Annotated in this window: 11 protein-coding genes; 6 read left to right on the top strand and 5 right to left on the bottom strand. The window is 52.4% G+C overall.

What is annotated here, in order from left to right; genetic code table 11:
* Nucleotides 1-162: 162 nt before the first annotated feature.
* Both RB298_RS16715 and RB298_RS16710 read left to right on the top strand, forming a co-directional pair.
* Complete coding sequence (locus tag RB298_RS16715; RefSeq protein ID WP_486047623.1) at nucleotides 163-1,839, top strand: glycoside hydrolase family 13 protein; 1,677 nt, start codon at nucleotides 163-165, stop codon at nucleotides 1,837-1,839.
* Nucleotides 1,840-1,878: 39 nt separating this feature from the next.
* Complete coding sequence (locus RB298_RS16710; RefSeq protein WP_486047622.1) at nucleotides 1,879-2,940, top strand: NAD(P)-dependent alcohol dehydrogenase; 1,062 nt, start codon at nucleotides 1,879-1,881, stop codon at nucleotides 2,938-2,940.
* 123 nt (nucleotides 2,941-3,063) lie between these two features.
* Here the strand turns inward: RB298_RS16710 and RB298_RS16705 are convergent, their stop codons facing one another.
* Entirely contained in the window at nucleotides 3,064-3,912 is an 849-nt protein-coding gene (locus RB298_RS16705; RefSeq protein WP_096774614.1) for a DUF4179 domain-containing protein, read from the bottom strand.
* Nucleotides 3,909-4,427, bottom strand: a complete 519-nt coding sequence (locus RB298_RS16700; protein WP_096774613.1) for a sigma-70 family RNA polymerase sigma factor — start codon at nucleotides 4,425-4,427, stop codon at nucleotides 3,909-3,911. Before RB298_RS16700 ends, RB298_RS16705 begins: the two co-directional genes overlap by 4 nt.
* Before the next feature lie 360 nt (nucleotides 4,428-4,787).
* Between RB298_RS16700 and RB298_RS16695 the strand changes: the two genes are divergently transcribed.
* Nucleotides 4,788-6,038, top strand: coding sequence for an MFS transporter (locus RB298_RS16695; protein ID WP_486047621.1), 1,251 nt, complete (start codon nucleotides 4,788-4,790; stop codon nucleotides 6,036-6,038).
* 325 nt (nucleotides 6,039-6,363) lie between these two features.
* Here the strand turns inward: RB298_RS16695 and RB298_RS16690 are convergent, their stop codons facing one another.
* Entirely contained in the window at nucleotides 6,364-11,346 is a 4,983-nt protein-coding gene (locus tag RB298_RS16690) for a WIAG-tail domain (RefSeq protein ID WP_486047620.1), read from the bottom strand.
* Between RB298_RS16690 and RB298_RS16685 the strand changes: the two genes are divergently transcribed.
* Together RB298_RS16685 and RB298_RS16680 are read left to right on the top strand one after the other, a co-directional pair.
* Nucleotides 11,345-11,947, top strand: a complete 603-nt coding sequence (locus RB298_RS16685) for a hypothetical protein (protein WP_486047619.1) — start codon at nucleotides 11,345-11,347, stop codon at nucleotides 11,945-11,947. The genes RB298_RS16690 and RB298_RS16685 overlap by 2 nt on opposite strands.
* A gap of 471 nt (nucleotides 11,948-12,418) precedes the next feature.
* Nucleotides 12,419-13,924: an HD-GYP domain-containing protein gene (locus RB298_RS16680; protein ID WP_096777112.1), complete on the top strand. Its 1,506-nt coding sequence runs from the start codon at nucleotides 12,419-12,421 to the stop codon at nucleotides 13,922-13,924.
* 186 nt (nucleotides 13,925-14,110) lie between these two features.
* Here the strand turns inward: RB298_RS16680 and tatC are convergent, their stop codons facing one another.
* A complete protein-coding gene (gene tatC, locus RB298_RS16675; RefSeq protein ID WP_486047618.1) occupies nucleotides 14,111-14,875 on the bottom strand; it encodes a twin-arginine translocase subunit TatC in 765 nt (254 codons plus the stop codon).
* A gap of 23 nt (nucleotides 14,876-14,898) precedes the next feature.
* Nucleotides 14,899-15,150, bottom strand: coding sequence for a MerR family transcriptional regulator (locus RB298_RS16670; RefSeq protein WP_012818886.1), 252 nt, complete (start codon nucleotides 15,148-15,150; stop codon nucleotides 14,899-14,901).
* A 283-nt stretch (nucleotides 15,151-15,433) separates the two neighbouring features.
* Between RB298_RS16670 and RB298_RS16665 the strand changes: the two genes are divergently transcribed.
* Complete coding sequence (locus RB298_RS16665; protein WP_486047617.1) at nucleotides 15,434-17,038, top strand: flavin monoamine oxidase family protein; 1,605 nt, start codon at nucleotides 15,434-15,436, stop codon at nucleotides 17,036-17,038.
* Nucleotides 17,039-17,060 lie beyond the last annotated feature (22 nt).

Raw genomic sequence — 17,060 nt, 5'->3', positions numbered from 1 at the left:
GCCATTCTATGGTTATCAGGCTTATATGATCGTTTAAACGGCAATACTGTATGCTGCCACAGACTGCGGCTTAGGCAGGAGTCGGTTCATAAGAATGTATAAACGACTAATGTCCGTATACCGCGATGGGCAGCATTTTGATTGTAAACGGGGGATCAGGCAATGCGGAAAGCATGGTGGAAAGAAGCCGTTGCGTATGAGATCTATCCGCGCAGTTTCATGGATTCGAATGAAGACGGCATCGGGGATCTGCAAGGGGTGATATCCCGTCTGGATTATTTGAAGGATCTCGGGATTGACGTCATATGGGTATGCCCTATCTATCGATCCTCCAATAACGACAACGGCTATGATATCAGCGATTATCAGGATATTATGACGGAATTCGGCTCGATGGCCGACTTCGACCGGCTGCTGGCCGAAATCCATAAGCGCGGCATGCGCCTTATCATGGATCTGGTGCTTAATCATACCTCGGATGAACATCCGTGGTTTATGGAAGCCCGCTCCTCCCGAACGAATCCGAAGCGGGATTATTACATCTGGCGGGACCCGAGGGACGGGGCCGAGCCGAACAATTGGGAATCGGTGTTCACCGGTTCCGCTTGGGAGTACGACGAATTAACGGGTCAATATTATCTCCATCTCTATTCGAAAAAGCAGCCTGATCTAAATATGGAGAATCCGGCGGTCCGGGAAGAGCTGGTGCGGATGATCCGCTGGTGGCTGGATAAAGGGATCGACGGCTTTCGCGTGGACGCGATCACCCATATTAAGAAGCTGCCGGGTTTGCCCGACATGCCGAATCCAAACAACCTTCGATATGTCGATTCAAATCCCGGTCACCGGAATATCGCGGGAATCCATGAATTTCTTCAGCAATTCAAACGCGAAGCGTTCGCCGATTATGACATTATGACGGTGGGCGAAGCCAGCGGCATTCCGATCGCCGAAGCAGACCGCTGGATCGGGGAGGAGAACGGGGCGCTGAACATGATTTTTCAATTTGAGCACGTCAATCTCGATTTCGGACTTGAAGGGCGCTGGGATTACGCCGTCTGGGACTTGGCCGAATTGAAGCAGATCATGCATAAATGGCAGACGGGCCTGGAAGGGACAGGCTGGAACGCTCTCTATATGGAGAACCATGATCAGCCGCGCTCCGTATCCCGTTTTGGCGATCCGGTCCACTATCATAAGGAATCGGCCAAGATGCTGGCTACTTTTTTTATGCTGATGCAAGGGACGCCGTTCATTTACCAGGGGCAGGAAATCGGGATGACGAATGTCGAGTTTCCGGAGCTGAGCGATTATCGGGACGTGGAGATCTACAATTATTACCGCGAGCGGCTGTTGGACGGAAAAGACGTGTCCGAGACGATGCGCAGAATCGCGTACCGGGCCCGGGACAATGCAAGAACGCCGATGCAGTGGGATGACACGCTTTATGGCGGTTTCTCATCCGTCGTGCCGTGGATTCGGTCCAATCCGAATTATCATGAGATCAGCGTGGAGCATCAGCTGGCCGATCCCGATTCCATTCTGAATTACTATAAGGCCTTGATCCGTCTGCGCAAGTCCACCGAGGTGCTGATCTACGGAAAATACGAAGCCGTGCTGGAGGAGCATCCGGAGATCTTCGCTTATTCCAGATCATTAGGGAACGAGGTATATCTGATCGTATTGAACTTTTACGGCAGGACGCCGAAGTTTCAGTTTCCAGCGGAATGGAGCGGCCGTCATCCGGAAGTGGTGCTCACCAATTACGAGCGGTCGGACCGGAGTTTCGGCCAATTCACCTTAAACCCTTATGAAGCGATAGTTTATCGTGTAAACTAAGTGGGTAAGCGATTTCTTAAAATGAGAGGTGAATGCAGCTTGTCGCAGCCTAATTTGATGTCTGCCGCCGTTCTTGATCGTCCTTTATCCATTGGGGTGAAGCAGGTGCCCATTCCGGAGCCGAAGCCGGATGAAGCCTTGATTCAGGTGTATTGCATCGGCATCTGCGGTTCGGACGTGCATTATTATGAGCATGGACGGATCGGAAGGTATGAGGTGAAGGAGCCGTTGATTCTGGGACATGAGCTGGCTGGAGTCGTTGTGAAAACGGGGGAGAAGGTGACAAATGTCTCCGTCGGTGACCGCGTGGCCGTGGAGCCGGGCGTTACGTGCGGGCGATGCGCCTATTGCAAAAGCGGACGCTACAACCTGTGCCCGGACGTGGTGTTCATGGCGACTCCTCCGGTTGACGGTGCCTGGGCCGAATACGTTGCGGTTCGCAGCGACTTCCTGTTCCGGCTGCCGGATGAAATGTCCTTCGAGGAGGGCGCATTGCTTGAGCCGCTGTCCGTTGGCCTTCATGCCGTACGCCGCGGGCGTATCCGGCCGGAGGACCGGGTGCTGGTGCTCGGTTTGGGCCCGATCGGCCTGCTTGCCATGGAGGCAGCCAAAATGTTCGGAGCCTCACAGGTATTCGGCAGCGACGTCGTGGATTACCGGCGCCATCTGGCCCTTCAGATGGGGGCCTCCGGCGTGATTAATCCCATGGACGAATCCGTGCCCCAGCGATTGGTCGAACTTACGGGCGGCAAGGGAATCGATCTCATCATCGAAACATCGGGCAATGCCGGGGCCATCGCGGATTCCATCGGTTATGTGAACCGCGGGGGCCGCATCGTGTTTGTAGGCTTGCCTGCAAAGGATGCCATTCCGGTGGATATCGGCGCTTTGGTTGACGCCGAGCTGGATGTATACGGTGTGTTCCGCTATGCGAATACGTATCCGGCCGCTATTCAGATGCTGCAGAACAAGGGCAGCCGCATACGGGACATCATCACCCACCAGTTTTCTTTGGATCAGATCGAGGAAGCCGTGGAGCTTGCCCGCACGCAAAAGGACACCAGCGTCAAAGTCATGATCTATCCTCATCAAAACGCATAACGTTTCTTTGCGGCGGGAAGAGCTGATTCCGGAGCTGGAGGTACAACCGAACCTGATAATGTGATCATCAAAAAGCACCGCTCCAACACTTGTCGGAGCGGTGCTTTTTTCATGTGTTACCGGTTAGTCCGGGCGCTCATTGCTCATCCAGCTGTCGATGCGAAGATCATCGCCGTAGGTCTCGCGCGACGAAATTTCGCCGAGCTTCAGCTCGGCAGCCTCGCGGGTATCGAATCCGCCGATGACCGCGATGAAGTCCCCTCCGGCCGCCTTAATGAAGGTCACGTCGTCTTCCAAGTAAATCTCTTCAAGAATGGCAAGGGATTCCCCTTGCGGCATCGTCTCACTGCGGATATAGAAGACTTCGCGCGGAGTTACCGGCTCGCCGGTCGAAGTAAGCTTCAGCTCCAAATAGCCGGGATCTTTATATTCCGATATGGAATGCTTCACGCCGTCCTTCAGCTCAACGACAAAACGCATGGCCGAATCGTCCAGAATCACATTTTCATAAACATCCTTCACCAGCGGAAGCGCCAGCATGTCTTTCTTGATGGTATCATAGTCAAAATTTCGAACCCCGTTAAACGTGAAAATAAGGCGGTTCGGGGCATCTCTATGGTCGACGGTATAGGCAGGCACGCTGGAAACGGACTCGCCTTCCTGATCAAAATGAATCTTGAATACATCCTCGGAAGCTTCCGTTCCTACGGTAACGCCGTCGGTCCGCTCACCGCCGCCCCCGAATTGCAGCACCTGAACGATGCTGCCCACCACGGGTACTTTGGATAAGGCATTGGCTACCGTTGGGATATTGACCACGAAGAGCAGGGCAGCGGCCGCTGCAACAACGGAAGAATACCTCATCATGCGTCTGGATCGTTTACGGGTGGCCGCCTTTTTCTGCGCAGCATCTATAACGCCTGTTAACTGAGCGGGAATTTCAATGTGTTCGTAGCGTTCTTTTCCTGTCATAGGCTATCGACCTCTCCCTCGATTAAATAAGATTTCAATTTTCCGATAATGCGATAAAACCTGGTTTTGACGGTGTTCTCGGGCAATGACAGCACATCCGCCATTTCCCTAAAGCGCAGGTCCTCAAAAAACTTCAAAATCATGTAGGTTTTCTCCTCCGGCGGCAGTTTGTCCAGCGCATCGTACAGATCCATTTTCTCCTCCAGCGGGACCCCATGCTCTGCAGCCGCGTAGTCCTGGGCCTGGTCTTCCATATAGGTAAACCGCTTCTTGCGACCGAGATGGTCGATGGCAGCGTTAATGACGATCCGGGTCATCCAAGAATCAAAATACTGCGGCGCGTTCATCCGCTCATAAGCGAGGTATCCCTTATAGGTCGCTTCCGAGACGATGTCCAGTGCTTCCTGCTCGTTTTTGACATAGCAATAGGCCACCCGGTATAACTTGTTCTTGCATTTCTCGATATGTTCGCTGAACTGTTGTTGCTTCGATTCTTTCGCTCTCAGTTCACTCACTCCTAACTACTAGCACTAGTATACATGTCATGGCACGAATTCGTTGATCTGTTCATTTATTGGCCGGATTGATGGGATCAACTCAAGTACTTGAGTGCGCTTGACTGATCATTAGACCGTGGAGAGGGCCAAATAGTTTTAGCCCGGGATAAAAAATAGACGAATGGAGGGATATACCAGGCCGATTACGCCGTATGTGCGAATCCAAGGCTGAAATGAGGAGGGATTGAAAAATACCGAGCAGCTTAACAGAAGACATGAAGCATGTTACTATATGAGTCATATGAAATGAACGGAGGCCAGAACATGTAGGTTTTTCTACCCAACCCGCACAACTAAATACAGAATTGGGGTAGAAAGATGAAACGGAAATCCTTTCGATATCTCTGGATAGGCCAGGCGCTCGCCAATAGCGGCGATTTATTTTACATTGTCGGCCTGATGGCTATGATCCATGGGATTACGGGATCCGCCATGTTGATGGCCATGATCCCTTTCATTACGACGACGGCACGGTTTATAAGCGGGAGCTTTGCGCCCGTTTTAATGGACAAATACAGCCTCAAGTCGCTGCTTGTTTCGTCTCAGATCGGAAAAACGGTCGTGCTGTTCCTGTTGATGGTAACCTGCTATGCACTGGGAGAGCAGGAGGCGACGGTTTATGCGATTCTCGGATTCGTATTTCTCATCTCCTTGCTCGATGGCTGGGCTGCACCTGCCAGCCATGCCATGCTGCCGCGTCTGGTGGATGCCGCCGAGTTAACGAAAGCGAACAGCTTTGTTGCCATCGTGGATCAGATGATCCAACTGGGAGGCTGGGCCGTTGGGGGATTGCTGGTCGCAGTCATGGGCGGAAGCAGCGTGATAGGACTGACCTTTGCGCTGTCCCTGGCAGCGGCAGTCTTCATGAAACTTATAGAGGATCGGCATGAAGCCGCCCCGGAACCGAAAGAGAAGACGCGCGTTTCGAAAGGGCGCTCCATTCAAGAAGGCTGGGCACTCATTTGGAAGCAGCCTTCCCTTCGGGCGATTCATGTGATTTATGTATTGGAGACGATGGCAGGCGTGATCTGGATCGCAGCGATCATCTACGTGTACGTGGCTGATGTGCTCCACAGGGAGGAGGCGTGGTGGGGATATATCAACGCAAGCTTTTTCCTGGGACTCATGCTGGGCGGACTGTTCGGAATGAGAGGCGCGGAGCTGATCGACCGCAATATTCGCAAGTTCGTCATCTGCTCTTCCTTCGGCATCAGTCTGATGACGCTCGGTTTTGGATTGACCTCGGTGCCTTGGCTGGCCCTTATGTTCTCGGCAGGCTTCGGCGTTTTTGAACAGCTGAAATCCGTCTCGCTGCAGACCACTCTGCAGCGAGACGTATCCGTTCATCTGTTGCCGAAGGTGTACGCGGCTCAAAGCGCGATGGTTTCGCTGGTATTTGGCCTATCCACGCTGCTGTTCGGGTTCATCACCGACGAATACGGCGTCCGGACTACGTATATCATTGCAGCTGCGGTGTTGTTCATCTCGGGCTGTTACGCTGCAATCATACGAACGAGGTGGCCGGGGGCAGGGGAAAGCGCAGCACAAGGAGGAGGACGCGCGGTATAATTGGCATATAGGTTCATCCTCCCGCCGGACTTGATGACTGCAAGTTTCATACATGCAGACAATTTCGAAAATAAAAAAGGCGAGCGTTAAGCTCGTCTTTTTTATTTTGAATACTACGGGGACTCGCGTTATGAACAGGCGTTTCATCCATATCCTTATGCAAGGCTTTAATTTCGTAAGCCGTATTTGAAACAATCCACGCCCTTTTCCTTCGGAAACATAGGCTGGTAGAGTATGCGATTCATTAGAATGACGATGGCATGAATAACGTGTAAACGGCTCTCCTATCGCTATAGGAGAGCCGTTTTTGGGCTTGATATTCTGGTTACAGTGAAGGGCCAAGGGCAATCCAGGACACGAAGCCGTAGGAAAGGCTGCAATTCGGCTGGCGGATCACTTCCAGAACTGCTGCATCCTCGCGCTGGGATTTCAGTGAGATCTGGAAGCCAGGATTGTTGCTCATCCCCACGATAACATAGTTAATGCCGGCATAAGGTTCATCGAATAGGACGGTCACCTCGGTCTGAGTGCCGGCCCCTGTCAATACAAAGGGGGTCATTCCAAATTGCTGAAGTTTCGGCTTCCCGCTTGAGCTGCGCACCGGCGTGAAGGCCAGATGCTGTGCAGTGACTGCTGATTCAGCCAATTGCTGGCCGGTTACAGCCCCGTCGGAAATATGAACGCTAGCGACAGCCGACTTGCCTAATTTGTCGCCGTCAATGCTGCCGTCAGCGAGTGTAAAGGTATCAAAAGCGTCCGGTCTAAGATGTCTTCTCTCGATGGTCCCGTCAGCGATTTGGTTTCCGGTAACAGATCCCTCGGCCAAGGTGAAGTTATCAAAGGCATTCGGACCAAGGTGCCGGCTCTCGATGGATCCCTCGGCGATCAGGGAGCCGTTCAAGGAACCCTCAGCGACGTTCGCGCCGGTGATAGTCCCTGCAGCGATTTGGCTTCCTGTAACAGAACCGTCAGCCAGGGTAAAGTTATCAAAGGCATCCGGTCCAAGGTGTCGGCTCTCGATGGATCCCTCGGCGATTTGTGAGCCGTTCAAGGACCCGTCGGCCACATTCGCGCCAGTGATAGTACCTTCAGCGATCTGGCTTCCTATAACAGAGCCGTCAGCCAGGGTGAAGTTGTCAAAGGCATCGGGTGCGAGGTGTTTGCTCTCAATGGACCCCTCGGCCAGGGTGAAGTTGTCAAAAGCATCCGGTCCAAGGTGCCGGCTCTCGATGGAGCCCTCTGCAATCTGGGAGCCGTTCAAGGATCCCTCGGCCACGTTCGCGCCGGTGATAGTCCCTTCAGCAATTTGGCTTCCTGTTACTGAACCATCGGCCAGGGTGAAGTTGTCAAAAGCATCCGGTCCAAGGTGTTTACTCTCGATGGATCCATCTGCAATCTGGGAACCGTACAAGGACCCGTCGGCCACATTCGCGCCAGTGATAGTGCCTTCAGCGATTTGGCTTCCTGTAACAGAGCCGTCAGCTAAGGTGAAGTTATCAAAAGCATCCGGTCCAAGGTGTTTACTCTCGATGGATCCCTCGGCGATCAGGGAACCATTCAAGGACCCCTCGGCCACGTTCGCGCCAGTGATAGTCCCTTCAGCGATCTGGCTTCCTGTTACTGAACCATCGGCCAGGGTGAAGTTGTCAAAGGCATCCGGTGCGAGGTGCTTGCTCTCAATGGATCCCTCGGCAATCTGCTCCCCGTTCAGTGAGCCGTCGGCTACGTTCGCGCCCGTGATGGTTCCCTTAGCGATTTGTCTTCCGGATACAGATCCGCCGGCCAGGGTGAAGTTAGCAAAAGCGTCGGGTCCAAGGTGCTTGCTTTCGATAGAGCCCTCGGCAATCTGCGCCCCGTTCAAGGAGCCGTCGGCTACGTTCGCGCCGGTGATGGTTCCCTCAGCGATTTGATTTCCCGTAACAGAGCCCTCGTCTAAGGTGAAGTTGTCAAAAGCATTCGGTGCAAGGTGCTTGCTTTCGATGGATCCCTCGGCAATCTGCGCCCCGTTCAAGGAACCGTCGGCTACGTTCGCGCCCGTGATGGTCCCCTTAGCGATTTGCCTTCCGGATACAGATCCGCCGGCCAGGGTGAAGTTATCAAAAGCGTCCGGACCGAGGTGGCGGCTTTCAATGGAGCCTTCGGCGATCTTCGAACCTTTCAGGGACCCATCGGCGACGTTCGCGCCCGTGATGGTACCTTCAGCAATTTGACTTCCCGTAACAGAACCCTTTCCTAAGGTGAAGTTGTCGAAAGCATCCGGTGCGAGGTGCTTGCTCTCGATGGAGCCTTCGGCAATCTGCGATCCGTCTAAGGAGCCGTCGGCGATGTTCGCGCCGGTGATGGTTCCCCCAGCAATTTGACTTCCTGTTACAGAGTTTTCGGCTAAAGTGAAGTTATCAAAAGCGTCCGGAGCGAGGTGCTTGCTTTCGATAGAGCCCTTGGCAATCTGGGACCCGTTCAAAGCACCAGCCGCAATGTTCGCACCCGTGATGGTTTCCTTGGCGATTTGGCTCCCCGTAACGGAGCCGTTAGCCAGGTTGAAGTTATCAAAGGCGTCCGGACCGAGATGCCGGCTTTCAATAGAGCCCTCCGCTATTTTCGAGCCGTTCAGAGAACCTGCCGCAATGTTTGAGCCGGTGATCGTTCCATGAGCAATTTTTGCTCCCGTAACCCCGTGATCCTGAATAAGCTCCGTTGTAATCGCACCGGCTTCAATATGCTTCGCGTTGATGCTGTGCGTCTGCAAATGATGGGGAAGCACGGCACCTTCTGCCAATTGTCTTGATTTGACGGACCCTGGCTGCAACTGATCGACTCCCACACTATCCGGTTGCAAGTGGACATGGCCGACAGACTGATCCGCCAGATGGGCCATGTTGACGGAGTAAGGGGCGAGATGGTGACTTTGAATAGAGAATAATTCTATATGCTTGGATGCCACAGCCCCTTCACTGAGATGGTTTCCATGGATCGATTCTCCGGCAATATGCTCGGAAAGAACGGCACCGTTCTCGATGTGCGACGATTCAATGCTTTCGTTCTGGATATGCTTTGCGCTGATCGAGCCTGACGCAATATGCCGATCGGTTACAGCGATATCCTCAATATGCTGTGATTTGACCACTTCCAAACCAAGATGGTCCGAAAGGACGCTCGCTTCTTGCAGATGAACTGCCGAGATGGAGAGCGGTTTGATTTTTTCTCCGCTAACGGCGTTTGTTTTCAATGCGGTCCCCGATACAGATGAAGGGGTGAGGTGGTCTTCCGTAATCGATTGCGATTCAAGCTTCGCTCCTGGAATGCTTCCGTCGGCAAACAGCATATCGGGCGATCGGCTCTCGTCAGCCAAATGGTTTAACGTAATGGACTTCTTTTTCAAGTGGTAGCCGTGGATGGCTTCCTGGGTGATATGTTTGCCCAAAATGGATTCCAGTCCAAGATGCACTCCCTCAACCGCCTGCTGGGCAATTTTGTCTGAGGTAACGGCTCCATTCTGAATGGCTTCCTTGGCGACGGAATGGGTTGACAGGTGGGTGGAACGGATGGCTTGGGATGCTATTTTGTCACCAGTGATGCTGCCTTCGGCAAGTTTGGACGACGTAACGGAAAGATCCACCAGCTTGTCGGTCGACACGCTTTCCGGCGACAGTTTCAGGGACGTTACAGCATGGTCTGCCAGATGCCGAGGTGCAATAACCCCTTCGCCGATAGAGGATTCGATTACGCTGCCTTCGGCAATTTTGTCGCTCGTTACCGCTCCGCGTCCAAGCGCTTCTGTTCCTACGCTCTCGGTCTGTAAATGGCAGCTGGCAACCGAGCCGTTGGTCAAATGCGATGATTGGATCGCCCCGTCTTGTATGGCATGTGCTCCGACGCTGTCCGCAGCCAGATGCTGCTGCAGAATGGATTGGCTTGCGATATTGCTGGAAGTCACGCCACTCTGCCTAATGATGCTGCCGCCAACCGAGCCCAACGCCAGCTTGCTGCCCGTTACACTTTCGGGTGCGAGCTGTTCTTCCCCAACCGATTCTCGCTGAAGATGCTGTCTTGCGATGGAACGGTCCGCCATGTGCTGCTCTCCAATCGTTCTGGAATGGATTGCCGCACCAAGCACGCTTTCAGGAGCAAAGTGCTGTGGCAAGATGCTGCCGATTGCGATATGTTTTGCTTTCACTGCATCTTGAGAGAGATGCCGGGCTTGAACAGCCTCCGAAGCGATTTGGGATGATTCTACCGCTCCTTTAGCCAAATGACGGGTTTGTACAGCTTCATTGGCAATCTTACTCGGGAGAACACTCTGATCGGCAATTTTTGAGGCCGTAACAGCCTGCTCGACCAGTTTGGCTGTATGGACTGACTGATCGGCAAGTTTGGAGCTCGTTATACTGGAATCGCTCAAGTGACGGGTGGACACGGCGCTGATGTCGATCTGCTCGGGACCGATGGAACCAGGCTGAATCTGATCAGGCCCTATTGCACCGTCTTCCAGATGGCGGGCGCCAAGCGTTCCATTCTGAATATGGTCGGCGCCAATGCCTCTAATAGCAATTTGGTCGGGGCCGATGCTTCCCTTGGCAATATGCTCCGATGTCACGGCCCTGCTGACGATATGGTCGCTGTTAATGGATTTCTGCTGTATATGGGAGCCGTCTACGGCGCTATCCGCTATTTTGTTTCCGGTGATGGCGCCATCGCGGATTTTGGATGACGTGACGGCATTGTCGGCAAGCTTGGAAGTGTGAATCGCCTCATTGGATATATGCCGGGTTTCTACGGCGCTTGATGCGATTTTTTCCCCAATGACAGATTGGTCGTCCAGCAGCTCCGTCGATACGAGCAGCTGCTCAAGGTGCCTTGCTGTAATAGCTCCGTCGGCTATTTTCTTCCCTTCAACGGCATGGTCCGCCAGCTTTTGGGTGGTTATGCTGCCATCCTTGATTTTGCTTGCGTTGACCGAGCCGTCCCTGAATTTGCGCGTCGATAAGATTCCATCCATGAGATGCTCGCCCGTGACCGACAATGGAGCAATTTTGCTTGAGGTCACGGCTTCGTCTGCAAGATGAAGGCTGGAAACGCTATAGTCTTGCAGTGCTTCGGGACCGACCGCTCCACGAGCAAGCTTGGAAGCCGTAACCGACTTGGAGGCGATCCGGTTCTCGGTTATGGCATATTCACCTATGTCCTCTGTAAATATAAATGCTCCCTTAATTTCTGGCATTTCCTTTTCAAGAATCAACTGCTCCGGCTCGATTTCCGTGTTAGGCAGAGGATCGGAAGATAGCGTCAAATGGTCAGAAGACAGTGTCATGGAAGAATCTGCAGAAGACAGTGTCACGGAATCCGTAGAAGACAGTGTCACGGAATCCGTAGAAGATAATGCTGTGGAGTCAGTTGCTGCCGCGGCGGAGTCGGAATTTACCGTCACGGCATCAGAAAATGCAGTAACCTCTGTTGATACAGAAATAGCTTCGTCTGATATTACGGGTTTGATGACTTCTTCTCTTTCTTGCTGCCTTAATTCGAAAATGCCGATGAGATCCTCTTCGGGATCCGCGAGGGGTAATGTTGAAAGAATGCGGGCTTCTTTATCTTGTTCTGTTTCTTTTTCTTTTTCTTTCTCAGGACTGCGTCCATTACCCCGCCCCAACAGGTCGAGTTCCCTGGTACTAGGGTCAACTCTGAAGGGTTGGTTAGAAGATGTTGACGAGTTTTTTTTCTTTTTCTTCAAAACTGCACGCTCCTTCCGAATACTGATCGTCTCCGGTATCATATGCAGCCGTTTAGGCGGCTGTCACTGGTCTTTTGGGATTCGAAGAATCGAAATGGCGACGTATCCATGGAAAAAGGACCCGGCAAAGGCCGAGTCCTTCATTATGCGCTTAAGAGCGCTTATAAAATTTAACCCCTGACGCCATTACGGCTGCACAGTCGGTTCCGTATTTGAAGTTTCTTCAAGAATCTTTGCTTCTAAAACGACAAAAGCCCTGCCTCTCTTTCGTCCTTGCGGCTCCGATGACCGCTCCAGTGTGAATCAGAAAACCGTTCCATAAAACTCATACTTTTAGGGTCATAAAATAGGAATTTGCACTTCAACAGAGATGTAAATAACCATGTTTCGAGGAACTTACGGGGTTAAACTTCGTGTAACAATTAATTATTATAGCACAACTGCATGTAATAAGCAAAGATATTCAAACGAATATTAGAATGATATGCAAAAACGCTTGATTTTTTCCTGAAATCCTACGATATTCATATTAACAGTTTTTTCTTGCAAATTCTGCTGCCGAGCTCTTAAACTTGTAGCATCATGTCGAATACGTTCGGATCGCATATGCCTTGCCGATGTTTATTATCCGTTTAATGAAAGTAGGCGTTCCATGCAACTGTATAAGTCTTTTCTTAAACAGCTAATCCGGAACTATATGATCGGGTCCATTGCAGCTGTGCTTGTTGTGGGTGGCGTATTAATGGTAACGACCCTCGAGATTCCCGCCCGGGAAGGCGTGCGTCTAATGCTCATATTGGCCATTTCGTTCATGGTAATGGTCGCATCGGAGCTGACGGTCTTTCTTCGCCATTTACGGCCGATTCACGCGGGATTTGATGAAGGCCATACGGATTTGGAAACGTTGGAAAAAGCGTATTTGAGCATTCACCGTATGCCGCGTTTGGCGGTATATCGCATATTCGGACCGCATCTGCTCGGTTTATCGCTTCCGGCCATTCTGCTTACCGTTTGGATGATGGAGCAGGGGAAGCTGAATTTCCCGCCGTTCTACATATGGCTGGCTTGCCTGGGGGCGGTCCTGCTGGCCAGCTGTCATGCCATGATCGAATTTTTCCTCACCATAGCCGCCATTCGCCCTTTGATCAAGGAAGTTCGGCGGCAGGCGCTGTCGCGTTATGGCGTGGATTTCTCTCTTGAAGGCCATGTGTTCATGGCGATTCGGACGAAATTTCTGTTGAGTACGATGCTGATCGGCACCTTTCCGCTATTTCTGTTCAGTTTGGCCGTGCAGATCCGGTTGGAGGGGCTTAGTCAGATTGTAGCCCAGCAGTATTGGGGCTGGGCCGGATTTATATTGCTGCTTGGGGTCGGATTTGCTTATATCGGCGCCTGGCTCTTGACCCAGGATTTGCAGCGTCCCATCCGTCAGCTGTACCGGGCGATGAATGAGATCAAGGAGGGCCGTCTGATTCAGACCTCCAATCTCTACTCCGATGAATTTTCCAATTTGATCGCGGGTTTTAATATGATGGTCCGCGGGCTGCAGGTGCGCGAGGAACGGAACCGCAAGCTGCTGGACAGTTATTTTGCCGCTTTGGCAGCGGCGCTGGATGCCAGAGATCCTTACACGGCCGGCCATTCGCTTCGGGTAGCGGAATATTCGGTGTTGATCGGCCGTCTGGCCGGACTAAGCGAAGAGCAGGTTGATCTTTTGCATAAGACGGCATTGCTGCATGATATCGGCAAGATCGGGGTCAGGGACAACATTTTGCTGAAGGAAGGGAAACTGACGGCAGAGGAGTTCGATCAGGTAAAGGCCCATCCGGCGCAAGGGGAGAACATTCTGCTGCAAATCGAGCCTGCCGATGCGATGGCTCCTTACCTGGAGGGGGTGCGCTCCCACCATGAGCGCTATGACGGAGGCGGGTACCCTGACGGGCTGAAGGGAAAGGAAATTCCGCTGTTCGGCAGGATTATTGCGGTGGCCGATGCCTATGATGCCATGACGTCGGATCGGCCGTACCGCAGCGGCATGAAATCCGCGGATGCGTTGAGCATATTGGAAGCTGGTAGGGGAACCCAGTGGGATCCCGATTATGCGGGCATGTTCGTGAAATATATGAAAGCGGAGAAGAAGGTCATTACGATCCGTTAGCGGGGGACCGGCCAAGGAACGCAGCTGCACGGATTCTTTGATGAGCAAGTAAGAGGCCGTACCTGTGCAGGTATACGGCCTCTTACTTGCGGGTATGTCGTCTACATGCTGCCAAATGCTGCAGTCCAGCACGTTTATCATGCTGATTCCTTACAGGAGCCGACAGAAAAAAACAAGGATATCAGATCATCTGGTGAGCCGTATCGATTTCCGTACCTTCTTCATGCTCTGCATGCTTCCCTTGCGATGCATCCAGCCTGCCAGCCATGTGCTGATTTCATATAGACCGATGAGCGGGACGGCAACCATTAGGTGCGATACGAGGTCAGGCGGCGAGATCAGCGCCGCAACGATAACCAAAACGACGTAGGCGTAGCGCCTCATGGTATGCAGGATAGCCGGGCTTAATATCCCTATTCGCGTCAGAAACAGGACGATGACAGGCAGCTCGAAGGCAAGAGACAGCGGGATGATGATATTGAACATGAAACCGAAGTACTGGGCGACGCCGTACGTCTCGACGAGGTCCATCTGACTGTTGATTCCCGTCGTAAAAGCGAGGCTCATCGGAAAAACGACAAAGTACGCAAACGCGACCCCTATGAGAAAACATAACGCAGAGAAGGGGATAAACCGAAGGGCCGCTTTCTGCTCGCGGCCGTTCAGTCCCTGATTGACAAACAGCCAGATTTGATGCAGGGCGAACGGCAAGGTAGGAAGCAGAGACAATACGATGCTGATGCTCATATAGATGCGGAGACCGTCCCAGGGCGAGAATACGTTCCAGGTTACCTGAAAGGCGGGTGAATGGTGCTTTAACATGGATAACACATGGGGTGCGGCGAACAGGCCTGCCGCCATGCTTAGGAGAAAGACGGCGGCTACCAGAAGGATTCGCTTTCTAAGTTCGGCGATGTGCTCGAGCAGCGTCATGGTATTCTTGAACTCCATAGACTTCGTCACTCCTTTGGTCATCATCGGAAGATCGGCGTGCAGCGCTGTTTTTTCGATTTATTCAATTCCTTCAGTTCAAACGTATTAAATCCCTCCTGCATTTTTTGATGGATTTCCTGAATGCTCTTCACATCCTCAAAAGAATATCTGCGGTTTCCTCCCTTCGTACGCTCCGGAAATATGAGCTTGCGTTCCTCGTAATACCGGATTTGCCTTTCGGTCAATCCGGTCAGTTCGCAAACAACCCCAATACTCATCACCTTACTCTCCATGCTCTTTACCTCCTATGTAAGTATTGTTAACCCTGAGCTTTGTTAATGGCTTGGGATTAAAACCAAAGAAGATAAAACGGTAATAATTTGGGTGAATCCATTCCTTTTTGGAAGGATTTATGACATGATTTTATGAAAAAGAAAGTGAAAAAGCAATCATTTTTCAAAAAATAAAAAAACTGTGTGAGGAATTCTAACAAGATTTAAGTCAAACTTTGTTTTCTCTGCTAAGATCGGCTCATGAATCCAATCCAATCCCAAACTAGCGAAGGAGTGAACGAGGGTGGCTACAAAAGAACAACCAAAAGAGATGACCCGGAGACAATTTCTGACGACCGTTGGCAAGGTGGGCGGATCTGTCGCCGTCTTCAGCTTGATGGGTACGATGGGGCTCCTTACGCCGGAAACGTTGAAAGCCGCGGAATATACCCCACCCGGAAAGTATGACCTGCATCTCAGCGGCCGGGGCGGCAAGAAGATCGTTATTCTCGGCGCAGGGATCGCGGGCCTGACGGCAGCGTATGAGCTTGGTCTGGCAGGTTACGACTGCACGATATTGGAGGCAAAGAGCTTTGCCGGCGGGCGTAACTGGACGATCCGCAAAGGAACCTCCGTGTCGGAGATCGGATCCGGCCGTCAGACTTCCCGTTTTGATAACGGACTGTATTTTAATGCAGGCCCGATGCGGATTCCGCAGTTTCACGTTACGCTGGATTATTGCAAGAAGTTTGGCGTAGCCATCGAGCCCTTCAACAACGTGAACGAGAGCGGCTATTACTATAACGAGAACGTGGGGGCTTTGTCCGGACAGCGCGTCCCCAAGCGTGCAGCCAAAGCCGACGTACGCGGTTACGTGGCCGAGATGCTGGCCAAAGCCGTGAATCAAAATGCGCTGGATCTGCCGCTGACGGCGGAAGAGAAGCTGAAGCTGGTGGATTATCTGAAGGCCGAAGGCGATCTGAATCCGGACCTGTTCTACAAGGGATCGGAGCGCGGCGGGTATAAGGATGAACCGGGAAGCCGACTGGATGCCGGCGTTCTCCGCGATCCGTTCGATTTGAAGGCCATCATCAATTCCGGCTTCGGCAAATATTTCAGCAACGAATACGGTTACGACCAGCAGATGATGATGTTTCACCCCATAGGCGGCATGGACGCCATCGTCAAGGCATTCGAGAAACGGGTAGGCAGCCGGATCAAGTACCGGGCCGAGGTAAAAGAAATTCGCCAGTCCTCCTCCGGCGTGCGGATTGTGTATGCGGACGGCCATTCCGGCAGAGACCAGGAAGTTCGCGGGGATTACTGCATCTGCACCATACCGCTGACGGTATTGAAGAAGATCCCGGCCGACTTCTCGCCGGAGATGTCCAAAGCCATCGGCAGCGTGGGCTACGCCTCCGCAGGTAAAATCGGTTTGCAGTTCAAGCGCCGTTTCTGGGAAGAAGACGAGTATCTGTACGGCGGCAGCAGCTTGACGAATATGGACATTACGCAAATCTACTATCCGCCGACAGACTATTTCGGGAAGAAGGGGATCCTGCTCGGCTATTATGCGTACGGGGGCATCGCCGATAAACTCGGCAGCATGTCGTATGCCGAGCGCGAGAAACTGGCATTGACGCAGGGGGCCAAGATCCATCCGCAGTATCCGAAGGAGTTCGAGGCCTCCTTCTCGATCGACTGGAAGAAGACCCAATACCAGGAGGGTGGCTGGGTATCCTATTCCGCCAATGATAGGAAAACCTACTACCCGACCCTCTGCAAGCCGGATAACCGCATTTACCTGGCAGGGGAGCATATAAGCTACATTACGGCCTGGCAGGCAGGCGCCATCGAGTCCGCCCGCGAGGTCGTAACCGATATCCATCAACGCGTCATGAAATCATAATGGAGAAGGGAGTCCATAACCC

It is taken from the genome of Priestia sp. BR_2 (assembly GCF_041954005.1).
GTDB classification, from domain to species: domain Bacteria; phylum Bacillota; class Bacilli; order Paenibacillales; family Paenibacillaceae; genus Paenibacillus_AQ; species Paenibacillus_AQ lautus_A.
This window is presented reverse-complemented; position numbering and strand designations above follow the sequence as displayed.

What these genes read in the sequence shown, in the direction of transcription:
- RB298_RS16715 (WP_486047623.1), top strand. Translation starts at nt 163, where the DNA reads ATGCGGAAAGCATGGTGGAAAGAAGCCGTTGCGTATGAGATCTATCCG.
- RB298_RS16690 (WP_486047620.1), bottom strand. Translation starts at nt 11,346, where the DNA reads ATGACACTGTCTTCTGACCATTTGACGCTATCTTCCGATCCTCTGCCT.
- RB298_RS16670 (WP_012818886.1), bottom strand. Translation starts at nt 15,150, where the DNA reads ATGGAGAGTAAGGTGATGAGTATTGGGGTTGTTTGCGAACTGACCGGA.
- RB298_RS16680 (WP_096777112.1), top strand. Translation starts at nt 12,419, where the DNA reads ATGCAACTGTATAAGTCTTTTCTTAAACAGCTAATCCGGAACTATATG.
- tatC (WP_486047618.1), bottom strand. Translation starts at nt 14,875, where the DNA reads ATGGAGTTCAAGAATACCATGACGCTGCTCGAGCACATCGCCGAACTT.
- RB298_RS16695 (WP_486047621.1), top strand. Translation starts at nt 4,788, where the DNA reads ATGAAACGGAAATCCTTTCGATATCTCTGGATAGGCCAGGCGCTCGCC.
- RB298_RS16705 (WP_096774614.1), bottom strand. Translation starts at nt 3,912, where the DNA reads ATGACAGGAAAAGAACGCTACGAACACATTGAAATTCCCGCTCAGTTA.
- RB298_RS16685 (WP_486047619.1), top strand. Translation starts at nt 11,345, where the DNA reads ATGGAAGAATCTGCAGAAGACAGTGTCACGGAATCCGTAGAAGACAGT.